Origin of the sequence: Halomonas sp. DP3Y7-2 (genome assembly GCF_019800795.1) — a bacterium.
Classification (GTDB): domain Bacteria; phylum Pseudomonadota; class Gammaproteobacteria; order Pseudomonadales; family Halomonadaceae; genus Halomonas; species Halomonas litopenaei_A.
This window is the reverse complement of the sequence record NZ_JAHVKJ010000001.1, coordinates 385,610-405,965: the sequence shown is the minus strand read 5'-3', so window position 1 is coordinate 405,965 and position 20,356 is coordinate 385,610. Positions and strand designations below refer to the sequence as shown.

The following is a 20,356-nucleotide window of genomic DNA, read 5'->3' as shown; positions in this document are numbered from 1 at the left end:
GGGCTGCGTCATTCGTTGCAGGCAAGATATTCCCTAGAGTCTTCCCAAGACTCCCTTCAGACCCGGTTCCCTCGGCCTGGTCAATCCCCGGGCATGCCCCTGGCAACACGCCCAGCGTTGGCCCAGCGGATTCTTCCCCAGCTTGACCCCCTCGCCGCAACTCGCCATGGTAGTTACGGATTTCACAATAACGTCAACTGGGGAAAACCATGAAAACCGCCCTTACCTCTGCCGCACTGGCCTCTGCCCTGATGACCTTCGGTATCGTCGGTACCGCCCAGGCCGAGACCCTGAACGTGGCCACCGATCCCAGCTTCGTACCGTTCGAGATGATGGATCAGGAAACCGGCGAAATGGTCGGTTTCGATATGGATATCATCAAGGAACTGGCCGAGCGTGCCGGCTTCGACTACGAGCTGCGCACCATGGACTTCAACGGCATCATCCCAGCCGTCCAGACCGGCAATGTCGACATCGCAATTGCGGGCATCACCATCACCGATGAGCGCGCTGAAATCGTCGACTTTTCCGATGCCTACTATGATTCCGGTCTCAAGATTCTGGTCAGCTCCGACGAGGAAGGCGTGGCAGAGATTGGCGACCTCGCCGGAATGCGAATCGGCACCAAGATCGGCTCTACCAGCTACGACTTCCTGCAGGAAAACCTGGGCGAAGATGCCGAGATCACGCCGTATCCGGGCACTCCTGACATGTACATGGCCTTGCTGGGAGGTAGCGTCGATGCCGCCTTCTACGATGCGCCCAATGTCGGCTACTTCTCTCAGACTCGCGGCGAAGGCAAGGTCAAGGTCGTAGGCCCGCTCTATGAAGGCCAGCAATACGGCATTGTCTTCGTCAAGGGCAGCGAGTGGGTCGAGCCGGTCAACGAGGCGCTGGCAGCCATGAAGGAAGACGGCACCTACGACGAGATTCACACCAAGTGGTTCGGCGCTCCTAGCGAGTGACATAGACCCGCTTAACGCGGTGAAAGCACTGGCCAATTGCCCGCGACGGGGCTGCCCAGCGTCTAGGCAGTAACGTGATGGCGAGAGGACAGTGCTTTCCAGGGGCCGGAGCCATACCGGCCCTTTTCGATCCTGCCCGGACGTCACTTCGAGGCGCAGTCTCGACCCTCGCGTCAAGGCAAGCGGCCTTGTCCTGATCTCATAAGCATGACGGAGACCCACTCGTGGACGTCAATTTTCAATTCGACTGGTCGGCAGCCCTGTCCTCCATTCCTCAGCTGCTGACCGGCATCCCCTACACGCTGATGATCTCCTTCGGTGGTCTCGCCATCGGTTTTATCATCGGCATCATCTTTGGTCTGTTAAGAATCTCGCGACACGCATGGCTACGCATTCCTGCGGTGGCCTATATCGAGATTTTCCGTGGCACGCCCGTGCTGGTTCAGGTCCTGTTTATCTTTTACGGCCTGCCCAGCCTGCTGGGAGGCCCCATCGATGCCATTACCGCCGGTATTGCTGCCATCGCCGTCAACTCAGGCGCCTATATCTCGGAAATCGTGCGCGGAGGCGTTCAGTCCATCGAACGCGGCCAGGGCGAAGCGGGACTGTCTCTTGGCCTGTCACAGCGCCAGACCTTCCGCTACATCATCTGGCCACAGGCGTTCAAACGCATGATCCCTGCTCTCGGCAACCAGGCCATCATCAGCATCAAGGACACCTCTCTGTTCGCGGTCATCGGTGTCGGAGAACTGGTACGTCAGGGCCAGATCTATATCGCGACGACCTTCACCGCACTGGAGGTCTATTTGATGGTGGCGCTCATGTATCTCGCCATCACCCTATCCTTGTCGTTTGCCCTGCGCATGCTTGAGCGCAAGGGCCTGGTGGGTCAGTGAGGAGCCGTCATATGGAAAATCACCGTCAGTCCCAAGCTTCTCAGTCTTCTGCTTCGGCGCCCCAGGGCGAGCCCATCGTCCGCATTGGCAAGTTGAACAAGCACTTTGGCTCCCTGCACGTGCTCAAGAACATCGACCTTGAAGTGGCGCAGGGAGAAGTGGTCGTGATCATCGGCGCCAGTGGCTCCGGCAAGTCGACCTTGATTCGCTGCGTCAATGGCCTGGAAGAATTCCAGCAGGGCGAGCTGCGCGTCGATGGCAACGATCTCAAGCCCCATGGCAAGGCCAGTCGCGCCCTGCAGACGATCCGCACCGAAGTCGGCATGGTCTTCCAGCAATTCAATCTGTTTCCGCACTTGAGCGTCCGTGACAACGTCACTCTGGCGCCGATGAAAGTGCGCAACATGGCGCGAGATGCCGCTGAGGCGACGGCAGAGCGCTTGCTGGACAGGGTCGGGATCAAGGACCAGGCAAGCAAGTATCCGACACAGCTGTCAGGCGGCCAGCAACAGCGCGTCGCTCTGGCCCGAGCACTGGCCATGGAGCCGCGCCTGATGCTCTTCGACGAGCCCACCTCTGCACTCGATCCGGAGATGATCGGTGAGGTCCTGGACGCCATGCGTGAGCTCGCCAAGGAGGGCATGACCATGATGATCGTGACCCATGAGATGGGCTTCGCTCGCGAGGTCGCCGATCGGGTCATCTACATCCACAAGGGTGAAATCGTGGAGCAAGGCAAGCCTGAAGATATCTTCGACAACCCTCAAAATGAGCGTACCCAGAGCTTCCTGTCACGGGTACTCAAGCACTGACAACGCTTCCTGAAGCACTGAAAACGCCCTGTCGATATCTCGACAGGGCGTTTTTTTTGGCTGTGGACAACTTTTTTGCGCATTCGCCGCTAACCCAGTCGTGGCGCCGACTACGAGGTATCCGCTGAAATGTTCACCGTCACGAGGACAACGCTGCCTGAGCACGGTGGATAACACGTGGACCCTCACGCTTGTGGGCAACCTCGGCTTTCATCCACAGCCTAAGAACATGGCGTCAAGAGCTGGTACGCCTCTTGTCCAACAATCGATCAACATTTCAAGCTATTGTAAAAATTAGAGTTTTATAGGTTTTCCACAAATTTTGTCCACACCAGTAGTTACTACCACTACAGAACTTCCTTTCTTATTCTTCTTATTTTTTTATAGGAGAAAAACCAAGTGAGGATCTGGTCGACGAGGGTGTGGAAAACCCTGACGTTTACCCACAGGAGGGTTTATACTGGCGGGCTAATTTTTGCATGACCCATCATTTCCGACGCTGGCGCGCTGCGCCGAACGAGGTGAACCTTGGAGTATCCCGACCGCTTTGACGTCATCGTCATCGGCGGTGGCCATGCTGGAACGGAAGCTGCCCTGGCCTCTGCCCGCATGGGTTGCCAGACCCTGCTGTTGACACACAACATCGAGACCCTTGGTCAAATGTCCTGCAATCCCGCTATTGGTGGGATCGGCAAGAGTCATTTGGTCAAGGAAATCGACGCTCTCGGCGGCGCCATGGGCTTGGCGACGGACCTGGGCGGTATCCAGTTCCGTGTGCTGAATGCACGCAAGGGACCCGCGGTGCGCGCCACTCGTGCTCAGGCCGATCGCGTGCGCTACAAGGCTGCGATTCGCGGAATGCTGGAAAATCAGCCGAATCTGACGCTGTTTCAGCAGGCTGCCGGCGATCTGATCGTCGAACAGGACACGGTACGTGGCGTGGTTACCGAAACCGGGCTGCGTTTCCTGTCAGACACCGTCGTGCTGTGCACCGGAACCTTCCTCGGAGGGGTCATTCACATCGGCTTGGACAACAGCCGCGGTGGCCGCGCTGGCGACCCGCCCTCCAACGCATTGGCCGAGCGTCTTCGCGCTCTGCCCTTCCGGGTTGACCGACTCAAGACAGGGACACCACCGCGTATTGATGCCAAGAGCGTTGATTTCGCTCGACTCGAGGAACAGCCGGGAGATGCCCCAACGCCGGTGATGTCCTATCTCGGTTCGCGTGAGATGCATCCTCGTCAGGTCAGTTGCCACATTGCGCACACCAATGAGCGGACCCACGAGATCATCTTCAACAATCTCGATCGCTCGCCGATGTTTTCGGGAGTGATCGAGGGCGTCGGTCCTCGCTACTGCCCATCCATTGAAGACAAGGTCCACCGTTTCGCTGACAAGAACAGCCACCAGGTCTTCATTGAACCCGAAGGACTGGATACGCACGAGCTATACCCAAATGGTATTTCTACCTCGCTGCCCTTCGACGTCCAGCTCCAGGTGGTCCGTTCCATCGAGGGCCTCGAGCGTGCGCACATCACACGCCCGGGCTATGCCATCGAGTATGACTTCTTCGATCCGCGGGATCTGAAGCACTCGCTGGAAACCAAATTTATCCACAACCTGTTTTTTGCCGGCCAGATCAATGGCACCACCGGCTACGAAGAAGCCGGCGCCCAGGGGCTACTGGCAGGCTTGAACGCGGCCCGTCGGGCGAAATCCCTGGAAGCCTGGTGCCCGAGACGCGATGAAGCGTATCTGGGGGTACTGGTGGATGACCTGATCACCATGGGCACCAAGGAGCCCTATCGCATGTTCACCTCCCGCGCCGAATACCGGCTGCTGCTGCGGGAAGACAATGCCGATATGCGATTGACGGAACACGGCCGTGAATTGGGACTGGTCGACGACGAGCGCTGGTCCCGTTTCAGCGAGAAGCGCGAGGCGGTAGAGCGGGAAAGTGCACGCTTGAAAGCCACTTGGGTTCAGCCTGGCAGCGATGCGGCGAAGTCGATCGAAAGCGTCACCGGCAAACCCCTTGGTCGCGAATACAGCCTGATGGATCTGCTCAAGCGTCCCGAGCTTGGATATGCCGATGTGGCGGGTGCCAAGGGAGATCCTGTCAGTGACGACACCGTGGCCGAACAGGTTCAGATTCAGGCCAAGTATCAAGGCTATATCGATCGTCAGCAGGACGAGATCGACAAGCTCAAGCGCCACGAATCCATGGCACTGCCGGCAGATCTCGATTACGCCCGCGTCGAAGGGTTGTCCCACGAGATTCGCCAGAAGCTGGCGGAAGCGCGGCCCGAGACCCTGGCTCAGGCCGGACGCATCAGTGGGGTGACCCCTGCTGCGGTGTCGATCCTGCTGATCCATCTCAAGAAGCGTCGGCTGCTGGATGATCAGAAAGTGGTGACAGGATGACAGCGTCCATCGATAGCGCGCTGGAGGGGCGTCTGCGCGCCCGCTTGGTCGAGGGTCTCAAGACCCTCGAGATTGCCGTCAGCCCCGGCCAGGTCGATCATCTGGTCGCCCTGGTCGTCTTGTTGCACAAGTGGAATCGGGCCTATAACCTCACCGCGGTGCGAGACCCCCTGGAGATGGTGTCCCGCCATCTGCTGGACAGCGCTGCCGTGCTGCCCTGGGTCGAGGGGCCGCGGATCCTGGATGTCGGCGCTGGGCCCGGTCTTCCGGGGCTGGTACTGGCAATACTCAGACCTGATCTGGACATCAGTCTGCTCGACAGCAACGGCAAGAAGGTTCGCTTTCAGCGCCAGGCAGTGATGGAGCTGGGGTTGACCCGGGTGACCCCGATCCAGGCCCGAGTGGAGTCCTTTGCGCCGCCAGCGGGCGGTTACGACCAATTGATCTCCCGTGCCTTCGCCAGTCTCGAGGATTTCATCGGCATGACACGCAGCCTGCTGGCGCCTGGCGGCCAGTGGCTGGCCATGAAAGGACCGGCAGTAGATGGCGAGCTTGAGCGGCTGGATGATGATATTCGCGTGCTGTCACGTCATCCGTTGAGAGTGCCGTTCGCCGATGGGGGACGAGAACTGGTTATGCTGGAACCCGACGCCGGGGATCGCTAGGCTCAACCTTGGAACGACCTGTCAGGCCCAATTTGGCTGGCCTGCCACCCGAGAATTTCCACGCAAGGATGACGTCGTGACGAAAATCATCGCCTTGACCAACCAGAAGGGTGGGGTCGGCAAGACCACCTCTGCCGTCAATCTGGCCGCCAGCCTGGCGGCGCTCGACCGCCGGGTGCTGCTGGTCGATCTTGATCCCCAGGGGCACGCCACCATGGGCAGTGGCGTTGATAAGCATAGCCTCGAAGGCAGCGTGCTGGACGTCATCCTGGGCGACAAGCGCCCCGTGGAAGTCATCCTTGACTGCCCAGAGGCGGGCTATGCGCTGCTTCCGGGCAATGGTGATCTGACCGCTGCCGAGGTTGAGCTGCTGGACCGTGGAGAAGGGCGCGAGCGTGCCCTGGGCAAGGCATTGTCCGAGGTGGCAGGCGAGTATGACGTGGTCATGATCGACTGCCCGCCGTCATTGAACATGCTGACCGTCAATGCGTTGACGGCAGCGGACGGGGTACTGATTCCGCTGCAGTGTGAGTTCTATGCTCTCGAAGGGCTGTCGGCGCTGCTGGACACGGTTGAACAGATCAAGGACAGCGTGAATCCGGGGCTCGAAATCTATGGCATCCTGCGAACCATGTTCGACGCCCGCAATAGCTTGACGCGAGACGTCAGCAAGCAGCTGCGTGACTACTTCGGTGATGCCCTGCTGAAGACGACGATACCGCGTAACGTGCGGGTTGCCGAAGCGCCCAGTCATGGCCTGCCTGTCACCAAGTATGCGCGCTTTTCAAGGGGTAGCCAGGCCCACCGGGTACTTGCCAAGGAATTGATTCGCCGGTTGTCACTGTAGCCGCGCGGCGGGACGGTCGACTTTTCAAAGCGTGCTGTGATGAGGATGAATCGATGACACGCAAACGCGCCCTGGGACGGGGTTTGGACGCGCTGATCGGGGCGGGCGCCAGACGCCGTGAAAGCCTGGATCTTCCCGAGGTCGACGCTGAATTGATGGAAGCCGAGGATGGCGGCGCCGATGCTGTGGCCCCGGCCATGGCGGAAGAACGACTTGAACGCCTGCCGCTGGGACAGCTCAGCCGAGGAAAGTATCAGCCCAGGCGCGACATTCAGCCTGAGGCGTTGGAGGAGCTGGCCGACTCGATCCGCGCCCAGGGCGTGATGCAGCCTATTGTCGTTCGCCCTATTGGCACCGATCGCTACGAGATCATTGCCGGTGAACGCCGCTGGCGTGCCTCGCAGTTGGCTGAGCTGGATGTGATTCCTGCGGTCATCCGCGACGTCTCCGACGAGGTGGCGCTGGCGCTGGCGCTGATCGAGAACATCCAGCGCGAGAACCTCAACCCGGTCGAAGAAGCGTTGGCGCTCAAGCGCCTGCTCGATGAATTCGAGTTGACCCAGCAGCAGGTGGCCGACGCCGTGGGGCGCTCCCGCGCCCAGGTCACCAACCTGTTGCGCCTGCTGACCCTGGATGGCGAAGTCCAGACCCTGCTTGAGCGCGGTGATCTTGATATGGGGCATGCCCGTGCGCTGCTGTCGCTGCCTGCGGCCAAACAACGCAAGGCGGCTCACGAAGTGGTCAACAAGGATCTGACCGTGCGTGCCACCGAAGCACTGGTAAAGCAACTGGCCAGCGGCAAGCCAAAGGCGGCCAAGGCAGCTCCACAGCAGGACGTGTCGCGGCTGGAGACGCGCCTGGCGGACCTGCTCGGTGCACCGGTCAAGATCAGTCACGGCAAGGCGGGCAAGGGCAAGGTGACGATCCAGTACTCCAGCCTGGATGAGCTGGATGGCATCCTCGAGCATATTCGCTGAAGAGAGCGGATAGGCGCAGCATAGGTGTGTGCGATTTCGCGCAGTAAACCACTTAGGTCGCTAACAACTTTAGCGACCAGTTCTCCGCATTTGGTCGTAAGCCAGCGCGAAGTGACGACAAATCGTTGCGTCTTTGGTTGAAGCCCCAAGGGGGCTTCCCTATAATCGCGCCGGAGTCTGTCGGTGGTCTGTCGCCGACAACACGATGAATATTGAATGCGCGCGATGCGGCGCGTCGGGAGAATCACTTGGCGGCCAGGATTCAACGACCCCAGGTGCAGCGTCTGCTGATGGTGCAGCTTGCCACCGTTGCGCTGATCAGCGCGGTTGCCGCTGTGACCAGCGGTGTGCCGGGGACATCCTCTGCGGCGCTGGGTGGGCTTGTGGCCTTCCTGCCCAACGTGTTCTTTGCCTGGTGTGTGTTCCGCACGCAAGGGGCGCGTCATTCAAAGATCATCGTCAACAATTTCTATCGTGCGGAAGCCGGCAAGTTCGGTTTGACGGCGGCGCTGTTCACTCTAGTGTTCATCGCAGTGCCTCCCTCAAACCCGACTTTTTTCTTTGGCGCTTATGTGGTGACGCTGTTCGTTCATTGGCTGGGGCCCTGGCTAGTGAAACGACCGTCGCACACCTGACAACGAGGCAGACATGGCAGGCACGAATCCGACCCCTACGGAATATATCCAGCACCACCTGCAGAACCTGACCTTCGGGCTGCATCCCGACAATGGCTGGTCCATCGCGCATTCCGCTCAGGAAGCGTCCGACATGGGCTTCTGGGCCGTTCACCTGGACACGCTGGGCTGGTCCGTGGGCCTGGGCCTGATCTTCCTGTGGCTGTTCAAGAAGGCCGCCAACACGGCGACCACCGGTGTGCCTGGCGCGCTGCAGAACTTTGTCGAGCTGATGGTCGAGTTCGTCGACAACTCGGTCAAGGACACCTTCCACGGCAAGAGCAAGCTGATCGCGCCGCTGGCGCTGACGATCTTCTGCTGGGTGTTCCTGATGAACCTCATGGACCTGGTGCCGGTAGACTTCCTGCCGATGCTGGCGGCCAAGATTGGCGCCATGTTCGGAGCCGATCCTGCCCACGTCTACTTCAAGGTGGTGCCGACCACTGACGTCAATGCCACCCTGGGCATGGCGCTGTCGGTGTTTGGCCTGATCATCTTCTACACCATTCGCACCAAGGGCTTCTCCGGCTTCATTGGCGAGCTGACCCTGCACCCGTTCAACTCACCGAACAAGCTGGTTCAGGCGCTGTTCATCCCGGTCAACTTCCTGCTGGAGTTCGTGACCCTGCTGGCCAAGCCGATTTCCCTGGCCCTGCGACTGTTCGGCAACCTCTACGCCGGTGAGCTGATCTTCATCCTGATCGCCATGATTGGCCTGTGGCAGCTGCCGCTGCACTTCACCTGGGCGGTGTTCCACATTCTGGTCATCACCCTGCAGGCCTTCATCTTCATGATGCTGACCATCGTCTACATGAGCATGGCGGTGGAAAAGCACTGACGGTTTCGCATTACCCCTAACCCTTAACCCTAACCCACTGATAAACCTTAGTTTCAACTAAAAACTGGAGAGACCACCATGGAAGCACAAGTTCTGGGTATGACCGCCATCGCCGTGTCCCTGCTGATCGGCCTGGGTGCCCTCGGTACCGCTATCGGCTTCGGTATCCTCGGCGGCAAGTTCCTGGAAGGCGCTGCACGTCAGCCGGAAATGGTTCCGATGCTGCAGGTCAAGATGTTCATCGTCGCCGGCCTGCTGGACGCCGTGACCATGATCGGTGTGGGTATCGCGCTGTTCTTCACCTTCGCTAACCCGTTTGTCGGTTAATGTCCGACCGCTCGTCATGAGCCGTCGAACCCTTAACCCCAAACCCGTAACGCGAGAGGTGCTGGCGTGAACCTGAACCTTACCCTAGTCGGCCAGGCTATCGCCTTTGCGTTCTTCGTCTGGTTCTGCATGAAGTTTATTTGGCCGCCGGTCATGCAAGCTCTGCAGGAACGCCAGAAGAAGATCGCCGATGGCCTGGATGCTGCCAGCCGTGCGGCGCGGGATCTCGAAGTGGCCGAGAAAGAGGCCGACGAGACTCTGCGCAAGAGCAAGCAAGAGGCGGCCGAGATCCTGGAACAGGCCCAGAAACAGGCCAACCAGAAGCTCGAACAGGCACGCGAAGACGCCCGCCTCGAAGGCGAGCGCATGATTGCCAAGGCCAAGTCTGAAATCGAGCAGGAAGTGGCACGCGCGAAAGAAGATCTGCGCGCACAAGTGTCACGCCTGGCGGTGCTGGGCGCTGAGCGAATTCTGGAGTCCTCCATCGACGAGAAGCAGCACGCTGCCATCGTCGACAAACTCGCCAAAGAGCTCTGAGGAGGTGCCCCATGGCGGAAACGTCAACTATCGCTCGCCCATACGCCAAGGCTGCCTTTGAGCACGCCGTGGCCAAGGACGCGCTCGAGGACTGGTCCGGCATGCTGGCCCGCGTCGCGCAGGTCGTCAGCGATGACGACATGCGCGGCCGAGTGCTCGGCAACCCCAAGCTGTCCAGCGCACAGAAGGCTGATGTTGTCGTCGACGTCTGTGGCGACGCCGTCAATGACGACCTCAAGAACTTCGTTCGTCTGGTCGGCCAAAAGGGTCGCCTGACGGCGCTCGGCGCCATCGCCGAGCAGTTCGAGGTGCTCAAGGCCCAGCAGGAAAAGCGGGTCGAGGTGGAGATTGTCTCTGCCTTTCCGCTGGCCGAAGCCCAGGAACAATCGCTCGCGAGTGCACTGGCCAAGCGTCTGAACCGCGAAATCTCCATTACCACTCAGGTGGACAAGACGCTCCTGGGCGGCGTGATCCTGCGTGCCGGCGACACCGTCATTGACGGTTCGGTACGCGGTCGATTGAACCGCCTCCAGGAAGCCCTTTCCGCCTGAGTCTGAGGGACATGGCATGCAGCAACTGAATCCTTCCGAGATCAGCGACATCATCAAGCAGCGCATTGAGAAGCTTGACGTCGCATCCGAAGCCCGTAATCAGGGTACGATCGTCAGCGTGTCTGACGGTATCGTGCAGATTCACGGCCTCGCCGACGCAATGTTCGGTGAGATGATCGAATTCCCCGGCGGCATCTTCGGGATGACCCTGAACCTCGAGCGCGACAATGTCGGTGCCGTGGTCCTGGGTGATTACCTGCAGCTGGAAGAGGGCATGACTGCCCAGTGCACCGGCCGCATCCTCGAGGTGCCGGTGGGCCCCGAGCTGCGTGGTCGCGTGGTCGACGCCCTCGGTAACCCCATCGACGGCAAGGGCGACCTGGGCACCAAGGAAACCGACGCGGTCGAGAAGGTCGCGCCTGGCGTCATCACTCGTCAGTCCGTTGACGAGCCGATCCAGACCGGTTTCAAGTCCATCGACGCCATGGTGCCGATCGGCCGTGGTCAGCGTGAGCTGATCATCGGTGACCGTCAGATCGGTAAGTCGGCGATCGCCATCGATGCCATCATCAACCAGAAAGGCACTGGTGTTACCTGTGTCTACGTGGCTATCGGTCAGAAGCAGTCGACCATCGCCAACGTGGTGCGCAAGCTCGAAGAGCACGGCGCCATGGAGCACACCATCGTGGTTGCTGCCGGCGCCGCCGACCCGGCCCCGATGCAGTTCCTGGCCGCCTACTCCGGCTGCACCATGGGTGAGTACTTCCGTGACCGCGGCGAAGATGCCCTGATCGTCTATGATGACCTGTCCAAGCAGGCCGTGGCGTACCGCCAGGTGTCTCTGCTGCTGCGTCGTCCGCCGGGCCGTGAAGCCTTCCCTGGTGACGTCTTCTACCTCCACTCTCGCCTGCTCGAGCGTGCCGCTCGCGTGAACGCCGACTATGTCGAGAAGTTCACCAATGGTGAAGTGAAGGGCAAGACGGGCTCGCTGACCGCTCTGCCGATCATCGAGACCCAGGCCGGTGACGTGTCTGCGTTCGTTCCGACCAACGTGATCTCCATCACCGACGGTCAGATCTTCCTCGAGACTGACCTGTTCAACTCGGGTATCCGTCCGGCCATCAACGCTGGTCTGTCGGTATCTCGTGTGGGTGGTTCTGCTCAGACCAAGATCATCAAGAAGCTCGGCGGCAGCGTCCGTCTGGCGTTGGCCCAGTACCGCGAGCTCGCGGCCTTCTCCCAGTTCGCCTCCGACCTGGACGAAGCGACCCGCAAGCAGCTCGAGCACGGTCAGCGCGTTACCGAGCTGATGAAGCAGAAGCAGTACTCGCCGATGTCGGTTGCCGAGATGGCCATCTCTCTGTTTGCCGCCAACGAAGGCTTCCTCGATGACGTCGACGTCAACAAGGTGCTGGACTTCGAGCATGCGCTGCATGAGTACATGAAGTCCGAGCATGGCGCCTTGATCGACAAGATCAACGAGTCCGGCGACTACAACGACGAGATCAAGGACGGCCTGAAGCAAGGTCTCCAGAAGTTCAAGTCTTCTCAGAGCTGGTAAGCGCCCTCTGGCCCGCCTGACGGCGGGCCAGCTGGTCGAACAGGATTCTGAGGGTCACCGAACAAGGGTAGATCGCCATGGCAGTCGGAAAAGAGATTCGCACGCAGATTGCGAGCATCAAGAACACGCAGAAGATCACCAATGCGATGCAGATGGTGGCGGCGTCGAAGATGCGCAAGACCCAGGAACGGATGTCGGCAAGCAAGCCTTATGCCGAACAGATCCGTTACGTGGTGGGTCATCTCGCCCAGGCCAACCCGGAGTACAAGCATCCGTGGATGGAAGAGCGTGAGGCCAAGCGCGTCGGTTACATCGTCGTCTCCAGCGATCGCGGTCTCTGCGGCGGCTTGAACGTCAACCTGTTCAAGGCGACGGTCAAGGATGCCCAGGCATGGCACGAGAAGGGCGCTGAGCTCGACTTCTGTGCCCTTGGCAGCAAGGCCAGCAGCTTCTTCCGCAAGTACGGTGGAAGTCTGGTCGCGGCCAAGAGCGGCCTCGGCGAGTCGCCGAGTCTTGATGATCTGATCGGTAGCGTGAAGGTGATGCTGGATGCCTACGATGCAGGCAATCTGGATCGTCTTTACGTCGTGCACAACGAATTCGTCAACACCATGACCCAGAAGCCGGTCGTCCGTCAGCTGCTTCCGCTGACCGAGGACACCGCCAAGGTCGAGGATGACGACGAGAACAAACGTCCCAACAGTTGGGACTACCTGTATGAGCCGGATGCCAAGGCGCTGCTCGACAGCCTGCTCGTGCGCTACGTTGAAGCGCAGGTGTATCAGGCAGTGGTCGAGAACACAGCGTGCGAGCAGGCGGCACGCATGGTTGCCATGAAGAGCGCGACCGACAACGCGGGCAACCTCATCGATGATCTGGAGCTGGTGTACAACAAGGCCCGTCAGGCGGCCATTACCCAGGAAATCTCCGAGATCGTTGGCGGTGCCGCCGCTGTTTAAAGGTATGCAGGTTTCATTTGCAGGTTTTAGAGAGGAACCAAGATGAGCGGACGTATCGTACAAATCATCGGCGCGGTGATTGACGTAGAGTTTCCGCGGGACGACGTGCCCAAGGTCTACGACGCGCTGAAGGTCTCCGACAAGGAAACCATCCTCGAAGTCCAGCAGCAGCTGGGTGACGGCGTGGTGCGCTGCATCGCCATGGGCTCTACCGAAGGGCTCAAGCGCGGCATGAACACCGAGAACACCGGTGCGGCTATTTCTGTTCCGGTGGGCCAGGAAACTCTGGGCCGGATCATGAACGTGCTGGGCGAGCCGATCGATGAAGCGGGTGACATCGGCGAGCAGGAACGTATGCCGATCCACCGCGGAGCTCCGGGCTATGCGGACCAGGCAGCGACCAACGAACTGCTCGAGACGGGCATCAAGGTCATCGACCTGGTGTGTCCGTTTGCCAAGGGCGGTAAGGTCGGTCTGTTCGGCGGTGCCGGTGTCGGCAAGACCGTCAACATGATGGAACTGATTCGTAACATCGCCACCGAGCACAGCGGTTACTCCGTGTTTGCCGGTGTTGGTGAGCGTACTCGTGAAGGTAATGACTTCTATCACGAGATGCAGGAATCCAACGTTCTCGACAAGGTGGCACTGGTCTATGGCCAGATGAACGAGCCGCCCGGCAACCGTCTGCGCGTCGCGCTGACCGGTCTGACCATCGCCGAGAAGTTCCGTGACGAAGGTCGTGACGTTCTGCTGTTCGTCGACAACATCTATCGTTACACCCTGGCCGGTACTGAAGTATCCGCACTGCTCGGCCGTATGCCGTCTGCGGTGGGTTACCAGCCGACGCTGGCCGAGGAGATGGGCGTTCTGCAGGAGCGTATCACCTCCACCAAGACGGGCTCCATCACCTCCGTCCAGGCCGTCTACGTGCCTGCGGATGACTTGACCGATCCGTCTCCGGCCACCACCTTCTCGCACCTGGATGCCACGGTCGTACTGGCGCGCTCCATCGCCGAGCTGGGTATCTACCCGGCCATCGACCCGCTGGACTCCACCTCTCGCCAGCTCGATCCGCTGGTCGTGGGCGACGAGCACTACAACGTGGCTCGCGGTGTGCAGGGCGTGCTCCAGCGTTACAAGGAGCTCAAGGACATCATCGCCATCCTGGGGATGGACGAGCTGTCCGACGAAGACAAGCAGATCGTGGCACGGGCGCGTAAGATTCAGCGCTTCCTGTCGCAGCCGTTCTTCGTTGCTGAGGTCTTCACCGGCTCCCCGGGCAAGTACGTGTCCCTGAAGGAAACCATTCGTGGCTTCCAGGGCATCCTTGACGGCGAGTACGACGAGCTGCCCGAGCAGGCCTTCTACATGGTCGGCACCATCGACGAGGCCGTCGAGAAAGCCAACCAGATGAAGTAATCCCTCTAACCGGGAGACGTCATCATGACGAAAACCATCCAATGCGAGATCGTCAGTGCCGAAGGCTCGGTCTACTCCGGTAGCGCCGAGCAGGTGGTGGCGGCTGGCATCCTGGGGGATCTTGGTATCCTGGCCGGCCACACGCCGCTGCTGACCGAGTTGGCACCTGGTCCCGTGCGCGTGCTCAACGAAGGCCGCGAGGAGAACTACTACGTCTCCGGCGGTTTTATCGAAGTGCAGCCCGAGAAGGTGATCGTGCTGGCCGATACAGCGGTTCGCGCATCCGATCTGGATGAGGCGTCCGCCGAGGAGGCGCGCAAGCAGGCCCTGAAGGCCATGGAAGACAAGTCTGCGGAAATGGATTACACCCGTGCCGCAGCGGAGCTTTCCGAGGCCATGGCTCAGCTGCGTACCATCCAGCAGCTGCGTCGCAAGGCTGGCAAGAGCTAACCGCTCGCGCCCCGGCAAGCAAGCCCCCGCCCCCCGAGTGGTCTCCACTCGGGGGGCGTTTTTTTGCTGGGTAAGGTGGTCGCCGCCAGGATGACTGACGGAGCGGCTGCCGGAGCAGGGCACGAAGGGCGACGAGACGGCTTATGCGTGGTCCTTGCTCTTGATCAGTGCCGGTCGATCTGCGTTGCTGGAGCGCTTTTGTCACGAGAGCGTGGCATCATATCGACTTTCGTTTAATGCTCTGGGGCAGCATGCCTCCCGGCAGGAGCTGACAGCATGGCGAGTCCTCCAAGACGGCCGTGTCGCCGATCATGTCACGGCTCATGCCACTGCCCTTGCCACCGAGCACGCTGGTTGAAGCATGTTGCCACGCCCCTGGTCTGCGCATAGGCCGCACGGCACGTCGCAGCGCCACATTAAGGCCTCTTTCTGTCACGCCCAAGGAGACGCCCATGACATTGACTGCTCCTTTGATGCAGCACCAGCAGGCCCTGTTGGCGGCCCTGGCGCAAGGTGACAGTGAGGCGCTGGACGCGCGCTTGCCTCAGATACGGTCGGCTGATCTGGCGGATATCCTCGAGCAGATGCTGGAAGATGATGCCCAGGTGGATAGCGCCTTGGCGCTGCTCAAGAGCCTGCCCATGGAGCGCCAGGCCAGCGTCTTTGGACACCTGCCGAACGATGCCCAGGATGAAATGGCGGGGCGGGTAGAGGATGCCTGGCTGTCGCGCATCCTCGACAAGATGGGGTCCGATGAGCGAGCCGATCTGTTCAAGGTGCTGGGAGACGACCGCAAGGAGGCGCTGCTGCGCCGCATGGCCAGGCGTGAGCGGGAAGCGTTGAAGCGCCTTGCGAGCTACGAAGAAGGCACCGCTGGTGCGCTGATGACCGCGGATTACGTGGCGATCCCGATGGGTCTCACGGTCTCTAGAGCCATGATGAGGGTGCGCCAGACCGCCCCCGACGCGGAAACCGTGTATCAGCTGTACGTAGTGGATGAACAGGGGCGTCTGGCAGGCACCATGTCGTTGCGTCAGCTGATGGTGGCACGGCCCCAGGCGACCATCGATGAACTGATGATACGTGACGTCATCAGCATCAATGTGGATGCCGAGCAGGAGGAGGTCGCGCGGGTGGTGGCACGCTACGACCTGCTGGCCCTGCCAGTGATTGATGGCGACGCGCGGCTGGTGGGTATCGTGACCCACGACGACGCGCTGGATGTGGTCGAGTCCGAGGCCACCGAGGATATCCACAAGGGGATGTCCATCGGCCAGCTGGAGGGTGGGGTTTCGCGAGTGCCGTTGTGGAGCCTCTATCGCAAGCGGGTCACCTGGCTGGTGCTGTTGGTGTTCGGTAACCTGTTTTCTGGCGCTGGTATCGCCCATTTCGAGGACACCATCGCGGCTCAGGTGACCCTGGTGTTTTTTCTGCCGCTGCTGATTGGCAGTGGCGGGAATGCCGGTGCCCAGGCCGCCACCTTGATGGTACGTGGCATGGCGACCGGCGATGTGGGGATCAAGGACTGGGGCAAGCTGCTGGGGCGAGAGTTGCTGGTCGCGGGATCGCTCGGTCTGACCATGGCGCTGGCGGTGGCCCCCATCGGCGTGATGCGGGGCGGTGAGGCGGTTGCCATGGTGGTCGCCATCAGCATGATCTGCATCGTGCTGTTTGGCAGCCTACTGGGCATGTGCCTGCCGTTTGTGCTGGACCGCCTGGGCTGGGATCCAGCGACGGCCTCTGCTCCGCTGGTGACCACCTTGATCGATGCCTCCGGTGTGGTCATCTACTTCTCGATTGCCGCCCTGATACTGACAGGCTCTTGATGGCCCTCTTGCCGGGAGCTCTGCCTCATCTTCCAGCGTGTGAACGGTGGTGACGCGCCAACAGCACGGTAGGTTGTCGGTGGTTGACCCAGGTGGGGAAAACGCTGCCCGTGGGCTCCGCTTCAAGGCTCTGGGCGGACATCCGGCGCGGCGGCGTGTATGCTCTTGCACGCGTTTGCCTGTCACCCTTTCATGCTTACGGGTTATCCGATGGATTGGCTACAGATAGTTGTACTTTCCCTGGTTCAGGGAATTTCAGAGTTCCTCCCCGTCTCCAGCTCCGCTCACTTGATTCTGGTTCCGGTGTTCAGCGATTGGCCCGATCAAGGACTGGCCTTTGATGTCGCTCTGCATCTGGGGAGTCTGGCGGCCGTGCTCATCTACTTTCGTGATGACATCCAGCGCATGATCTTGAGCTGGTGCAGAAGTGTCGCTGGCCGTGGCACCGATCAGGACGGCAAGCTCGCCTGGTGGGTCATCGTTGCCACGATTCCCGTCGGCGTGGCAGGCCTCCTGTTCAAGGACATCATTGAACAGTACGCGCGCTCCCCCATGGTGCTGGCATTCGGCTTGATCGCCTTTGGTCTGTTGCTGGGTCTGGCTGACTGGCGCTTCCGTGGGTCCCGCAGTGAATATCAGCTGAGCTGGCAAGACGCCCTGTGGATTGGCATTGGCCAGGCGCTGGCGCTGATCCCGGGTACCTCGCGTTCCGGCATTACCATTACCGTCGCGCTGTTGCTTGGCATGGGCAGAGAGGCCGCGGCACGCTTTTCCTTTTTGCTGTCGATTCCGGTCATCATCCTGGCTGGCGGGCTGGAAGCCTGTGAGCTGCTGCAGTCCGGTATCGATGTGCACTGGGGAGATCTGGCGATAGGCACCTTGCTGTCCGGCGTCAGCGCCTATCTGTGCATCCACTTCTTTTTGTCATTCATCAAGCGTATCGGCATGCAGCCTTTCGTCGTCTATCGCGTGCTGCTGGGCATCGCGCTGATCTGGCTGTTTGGTTGATGCTCAAGGAGGCCCCCATGATCAGCGCCAAGACTGTGCGACGTTGCTGGCTTTTGCCTGTGCTTGCATCACTGTTGATCGGTTGCAGCGATGAGCCCGACACCACCACGTCGGCGGTGACCCTGGAAGGCGACATCTTTGGCACCTTTTACCAGATCACCGTGGCGGATCCGCTGACCGAACAGCAGCTGGAAGAGATCGAGCAGGGCGTGCTCGACGAAATGCACGATGTCGATGCTTCCATGTCGACCTGGCGGGATGACTCCGAGCTCAGTGCCTTCAATCAGGCCCCGTTGGCTCAGTGGCAGCCGATCTCCGACGAGTTCATGGAGGTCCTGGCCATCAGCCAGTCGGTCAGCCAGCAAAGTCACGGTGCGTTCGATGTGACCGTCGGCAGTCTGGTCAATTTGTGGAGCTTCGGTCCTGAAGCCGAACCCGAACAGATTCCCGATGAGGCGGTGCTGCAGCAGCGCCTGGCCGAAGTTGGCATGGATGCCCTCGAGATTGATACCGACACTGCCCAGGCCAGACGCCTGCGCGACGTCTATGTGGACCTTTCCGGCGTCGCCAAGGGATTTGCCACGGATGAAGTGGCGGCGTTTCTCGACCGCCAGGGCATTGCCAACTACCTGGTCAACCTGGGCGGCGAGGTCAAGGTGAAAGGCCACCGTGACGGCGGTGATGGCCTATGGCGCATCGGTATCGAGGTACCCGAGAACGGCACTCCCAAGGCACAGCATGTGGTCGGTCTGGACGATATCTCGGTAGCCACCTCAGGCGACTATCGCCATTACTTCGAGGTGGATGGCAAGCGCTATTCCCACACCATCGATCCGCGCACTGGACGTCCGATCACCCATCGCCTGGCGTCGGTCAGCGTGGTGCATCCCTCCAACGCCTGGGCAGATGCCTGGGCCACCGCCATCAGCGTGATGGGCGAGCGCGAGGGCATGCAGGCGGCGATTGCCGCGGAGCTGCCGGTCGTCATGCTGGTACGTCAAGGCGAGGGATGGGAGAGCTGGGTCAGTCCTGCCTTCGTCGAGCGGTTTGGCAGTGATGTCGTCGACAAGCTTGGTCTCAAGGTAGTGTCCCAGGACGACATCCCGCTAGAATAGAAACACTGTTCGCAAGAAGGCGCGACCAGGCGCTGACCAGACTATGCTGTCTCAAGGGCAGCGGTCCCTGCTGGTCAAGGTCATGGCGTTCTGGTCAGCCCGGATCTTTTTCTCTCCTCTACACGACAAGGAGTCACAATGAGCCTCGATGTGGTGATTCTGGCCGCCGGACAAGGCACCCGCATGCGCTCCAGCCTGCCCAAGGTACTGCATACCCTGGCTGGAAAGCCGATGGTGCGTCACGTGGTGGACACTGCGTCGGGACTTGGCGCACAGCGTACCCACGTGGTCATCGGACACGGCGGTGAGCGGGTGCGCGAGGCGCTGGCCGATACAGGAGTGGGATTCGCCCATCAGGCGGAACAGAAAGGGACCGGGCATGCCGTGGCCCAGGCGCTGGGACAACTGGGAGATGGCAAGGTCCTGGTGCTGTATGGCGATGTGCCGCTGATTCGTCGCGATACGCTGACGTCGTTGCTCACCCAGGTGAATGATCACAGCATGGGCCTTTTGACGGTCACTCTGGAAGATCCCAGCGGCTACGGACGCATCGTGCGCGATGAGCAGGACAATGTCGTGGCCATCGTCGAGCAGAAGGATGCCAACGACGAGCAACTTGCGATCCGCGAGTGCAACACCGGCATCATGGCCATGACCAGTGCGCAGTTGAAGCGCTGGCTGCCCGAGCTGTCCTCCGACAATGCACAGGGTGAGTACTACCTCACCGATGTGATTGCCATGGCGGCTGCCGAGGGTGTCCGCGTTGCTACCGCTCAGCCGTCGCGTCCGATCGAGGTGGAAGGCGTCAACAACCGGTCTCAGATGGCCCGGCTCGAGCGTGCCCACCAGCACAGCATCGCCGAGTCATTGATGGCCAGTGGTGTGGCCCTGGCCGACCCTGCACGACTCGATGTGCGTGGGCGTCTGAGCTGCGGTCACGATGTCTTTATCGACGTAGGCTGCGTGTTCGAAGGCGAGGTTGAGCTGGGCGAAGGCGTGCGGATTGGACCCTACACGGTGATTCGTAACAGTCACATTGGTGCCGAAAGCGTGATTGAGGCGCATAGCATCATTGATGGCGCCGTATTGGCGGGACTCAATCAGGTCGGCCCCTTCGCCCGGCTGCGCCCTGGCTCGCGACTGGCGGTCAAGGCCAAGGTGGGCAACTTCGTCGAGACCAAGAATGCCGAGGTCGGAGAAGGCAGCAAGATCAACCACTTGAGTTATGTGGGCGACGCTCGCCTGGGCCGTGAGGTGAATATCGGTGCAGGTACCATTACCTGCAACTATGACGGTGCCAACAAGCATCGTACCGAGATCGGCGATGCGGCCTTTATTGGTTCCAATTCAGCGCTGGTGGCGCCGGTCAGTGTCGGTGAGGGGGCGACGGTAGGCGCTGGCTCGACCATCAGCCGAGACGTGGCCGATCACAGCCTGGCGGTGACCAGGGCACGTCAGATTGCCAAGGCCAACTGGCCGCGGCCGTCCAAGGACGATGAGTGAGG

Annotated in this window: 20 protein-coding genes; all 20 read left to right on the top strand. The window is 60.6% G+C overall.

Features of this window, described 5'->3' with window-relative positions:
* The first annotated feature begins 209 nt into the window (after positions 1-209).
* Positions 210-965: a transporter substrate-binding domain-containing protein gene (locus tag KUV45_RS01740; RefSeq protein WP_222162275.1), complete on the top strand. Its 756-nt coding sequence runs from the start codon at positions 210-212 to the stop codon at positions 963-965.
* Positions 966-1,189: 224 nt separating this feature from the next.
* Complete coding sequence (locus KUV45_RS01735; protein WP_222162276.1) at positions 1,190-1,861, top strand: amino acid ABC transporter permease; 672 nt, start codon at positions 1,190-1,192, stop codon at positions 1,859-1,861.
* Between the two features lie 11 nt (positions 1,862-1,872).
* Entirely contained in the window at positions 1,873-2,673 is an 801-nt protein-coding gene (locus KUV45_RS01730) for an amino acid ABC transporter ATP-binding protein (RefSeq protein WP_261315769.1), read from the top strand.
* A 528-nt stretch (positions 2,674-3,201) separates the two neighbouring features.
* Entirely contained in the window at positions 3,202-5,097 is a 1,896-nt protein-coding gene (mnmG, locus tag KUV45_RS01725) for a tRNA uridine-5-carboxymethylaminomethyl(34) synthesis enzyme MnmG (protein WP_206942070.1), read from the top strand.
* Positions 5,094-5,762 (top strand): 16S rRNA (guanine(527)-N(7))-methyltransferase RsmG, encoded by a 669-nt coding sequence (rsmG, locus tag KUV45_RS01720; protein WP_206942069.1) that lies wholly within the window; start codon positions 5,094-5,096, stop codon positions 5,760-5,762. The genes mnmG and rsmG overlap by 4 nt, the downstream gene beginning before the upstream one ends.
* A 76-nt stretch (positions 5,763-5,838) precedes the next feature.
* Positions 5,839-6,609 carry a ParA family protein gene (locus KUV45_RS01715; protein WP_206942068.1) on the top strand — a complete coding sequence of 257 codons (771 nt, stop codon included), beginning with the start codon at positions 5,839-5,841 and terminating at the stop codon, positions 6,607-6,609.
* Positions 6,610-6,662: 53 nt separating this feature from the next.
* A complete protein-coding gene (locus tag KUV45_RS01710) occupies positions 6,663-7,586 on the top strand; it encodes a ParB/RepB/Spo0J family partition protein (RefSeq protein WP_206942067.1) in 924 nt (307 codons plus the stop codon).
* Positions 7,587-7,861: 275 nt separating this feature from the next.
* Positions 7,862-8,221: an ATP synthase subunit I gene (locus KUV45_RS01705; RefSeq protein ID WP_224851924.1), complete on the top strand. Its 360-nt coding sequence runs from the start codon at positions 7,862-7,864 to the stop codon at positions 8,219-8,221.
* Positions 8,222-8,234: 13 nt separating this feature from the next.
* Positions 8,235-9,098, top strand: coding sequence for a F0F1 ATP synthase subunit A (atpB, locus tag KUV45_RS01700; protein WP_206942065.1), 864 nt, complete (start codon positions 8,235-8,237; stop codon positions 9,096-9,098).
* 78 nt (positions 9,099-9,176) lie between these two features.
* Positions 9,177-9,425 (top strand): F0F1 ATP synthase subunit C, encoded by a 249-nt coding sequence (gene atpE, locus KUV45_RS01695; RefSeq protein ID WP_045992712.1) that lies wholly within the window; start codon positions 9,177-9,179, stop codon positions 9,423-9,425.
* Between the two features lie 66 nt (positions 9,426-9,491).
* Positions 9,492-9,962, top strand: a complete 471-nt coding sequence (locus tag KUV45_RS01690) for a F0F1 ATP synthase subunit B (protein ID WP_045992711.1) — start codon at positions 9,492-9,494, stop codon at positions 9,960-9,962.
* A gap of 11 nt (positions 9,963-9,973) precedes the next feature.
* Complete coding sequence (locus tag KUV45_RS01685; protein ID WP_206942064.1) at positions 9,974-10,513, top strand: F0F1 ATP synthase subunit delta; 540 nt, start codon at positions 9,974-9,976, stop codon at positions 10,511-10,513.
* Between the two features lie 16 nt (positions 10,514-10,529).
* Positions 10,530-12,074 (top strand): F0F1 ATP synthase subunit alpha, encoded by a 1,545-nt coding sequence (gene atpA / locus KUV45_RS01680; protein ID WP_206942062.1) that lies wholly within the window; start codon positions 10,530-10,532, stop codon positions 12,072-12,074.
* 77 nt (positions 12,075-12,151) lie between these two features.
* Positions 12,152-13,033: a F0F1 ATP synthase subunit gamma gene (gene atpG / locus KUV45_RS01675; protein ID WP_206942061.1), complete on the top strand. Its 882-nt coding sequence runs from the start codon at positions 12,152-12,154 to the stop codon at positions 13,031-13,033.
* Between the two features lie 42 nt (positions 13,034-13,075).
* Entirely contained in the window at positions 13,076-14,452 is a 1,377-nt protein-coding gene (gene atpD, locus KUV45_RS01670) for a F0F1 ATP synthase subunit beta (RefSeq protein ID WP_206942060.1), read from the top strand.
* Between the two features lie 24 nt (positions 14,453-14,476).
* Positions 14,477-14,902, top strand: coding sequence for a F0F1 ATP synthase subunit epsilon (locus KUV45_RS01665; RefSeq protein WP_206942059.1), 426 nt, complete (start codon positions 14,477-14,479; stop codon positions 14,900-14,902).
* 452 nt (positions 14,903-15,354) lie between these two features.
* Positions 15,355-16,728: a magnesium transporter gene (mgtE, locus tag KUV45_RS01660; protein WP_222162277.1), complete on the top strand. Its 1,374-nt coding sequence runs from the start codon at positions 15,355-15,357 to the stop codon at positions 16,726-16,728.
* 210 nt (positions 16,729-16,938) lie between these two features.
* Positions 16,939-17,736, top strand: a complete 798-nt coding sequence (locus KUV45_RS01655; RefSeq protein WP_222162278.1) for an undecaprenyl-diphosphate phosphatase — start codon at positions 16,939-16,941, stop codon at positions 17,734-17,736.
* 17 nt (positions 17,737-17,753) lie between these two features.
* A complete protein-coding gene (locus tag KUV45_RS01650; protein ID WP_206942056.1) occupies positions 17,754-18,851 on the top strand; it encodes an FAD:protein FMN transferase in 1,098 nt (365 codons plus the stop codon).
* Positions 18,852-18,989: 138 nt separating this feature from the next.
* Positions 18,990-20,354 (top strand): bifunctional UDP-N-acetylglucosamine diphosphorylase/glucosamine-1-phosphate N-acetyltransferase GlmU, encoded by a 1,365-nt coding sequence (gene glmU / locus KUV45_RS01645; RefSeq protein ID WP_222162279.1) that lies wholly within the window; start codon positions 18,990-18,992, stop codon positions 20,352-20,354.
* The last annotated feature ends 2 nt before the right edge of the window (positions 20,355-20,356 follow it).

Excerpts from the sequence above, each read along its gene's own strand:
- KUV45_RS01740 (WP_222162275.1), top strand. The coding sequence starts at position 210 with ATGAAAACCGCCCTTACCTCTGCCGCACTGGCCTCTGCCCTGATGACC.
- KUV45_RS01730 (WP_261315769.1), top strand. The coding sequence starts at position 1,873 with ATGGAAAATCACCGTCAGTCCCAAGCTTCTCAGTCTTCTGCTTCGGCG.
- rsmG (WP_206942069.1), top strand. The coding sequence starts at position 5,094 with ATGACAGCGTCCATCGATAGCGCGCTGGAGGGGCGTCTGCGCGCCCGC.
- KUV45_RS01710 (WP_206942067.1), top strand. The coding sequence starts at position 6,663 with ATGACACGCAAACGCGCCCTGGGACGGGGTTTGGACGCGCTGATCGGG.
- atpB (WP_206942065.1), top strand. The coding sequence starts at position 8,235 with ATGGCAGGCACGAATCCGACCCCTACGGAATATATCCAGCACCACCTG.
- atpE (WP_045992712.1), top strand. The coding sequence starts at position 9,177 with ATGGAAGCACAAGTTCTGGGTATGACCGCCATCGCCGTGTCCCTGCTG.
- KUV45_RS01685 (WP_206942064.1), top strand. The coding sequence starts at position 9,974 with ATGGCGGAAACGTCAACTATCGCTCGCCCATACGCCAAGGCTGCCTTT.
- atpA (WP_206942062.1), top strand. The coding sequence starts at position 10,530 with ATGCAGCAACTGAATCCTTCCGAGATCAGCGACATCATCAAGCAGCGC.
- atpG (WP_206942061.1), top strand. The coding sequence starts at position 12,152 with ATGGCAGTCGGAAAAGAGATTCGCACGCAGATTGCGAGCATCAAGAAC.
- atpD (WP_206942060.1), top strand. The coding sequence starts at position 13,076 with ATGAGCGGACGTATCGTACAAATCATCGGCGCGGTGATTGACGTAGAG.
- KUV45_RS01665 (WP_206942059.1), top strand. The coding sequence starts at position 14,477 with ATGACGAAAACCATCCAATGCGAGATCGTCAGTGCCGAAGGCTCGGTC.
- mgtE (WP_222162277.1), top strand. The coding sequence starts at position 15,355 with ATGACATTGACTGCTCCTTTGATGCAGCACCAGCAGGCCCTGTTGGCG.
- KUV45_RS01655 (WP_222162278.1), top strand. The coding sequence starts at position 16,939 with ATGGATTGGCTACAGATAGTTGTACTTTCCCTGGTTCAGGGAATTTCA.
- KUV45_RS01650 (WP_206942056.1), top strand. The coding sequence starts at position 17,754 with ATGATCAGCGCCAAGACTGTGCGACGTTGCTGGCTTTTGCCTGTGCTT.
- glmU (WP_222162279.1), top strand. The coding sequence starts at position 18,990 with ATGAGCCTCGATGTGGTGATTCTGGCCGCCGGACAAGGCACCCGCATG.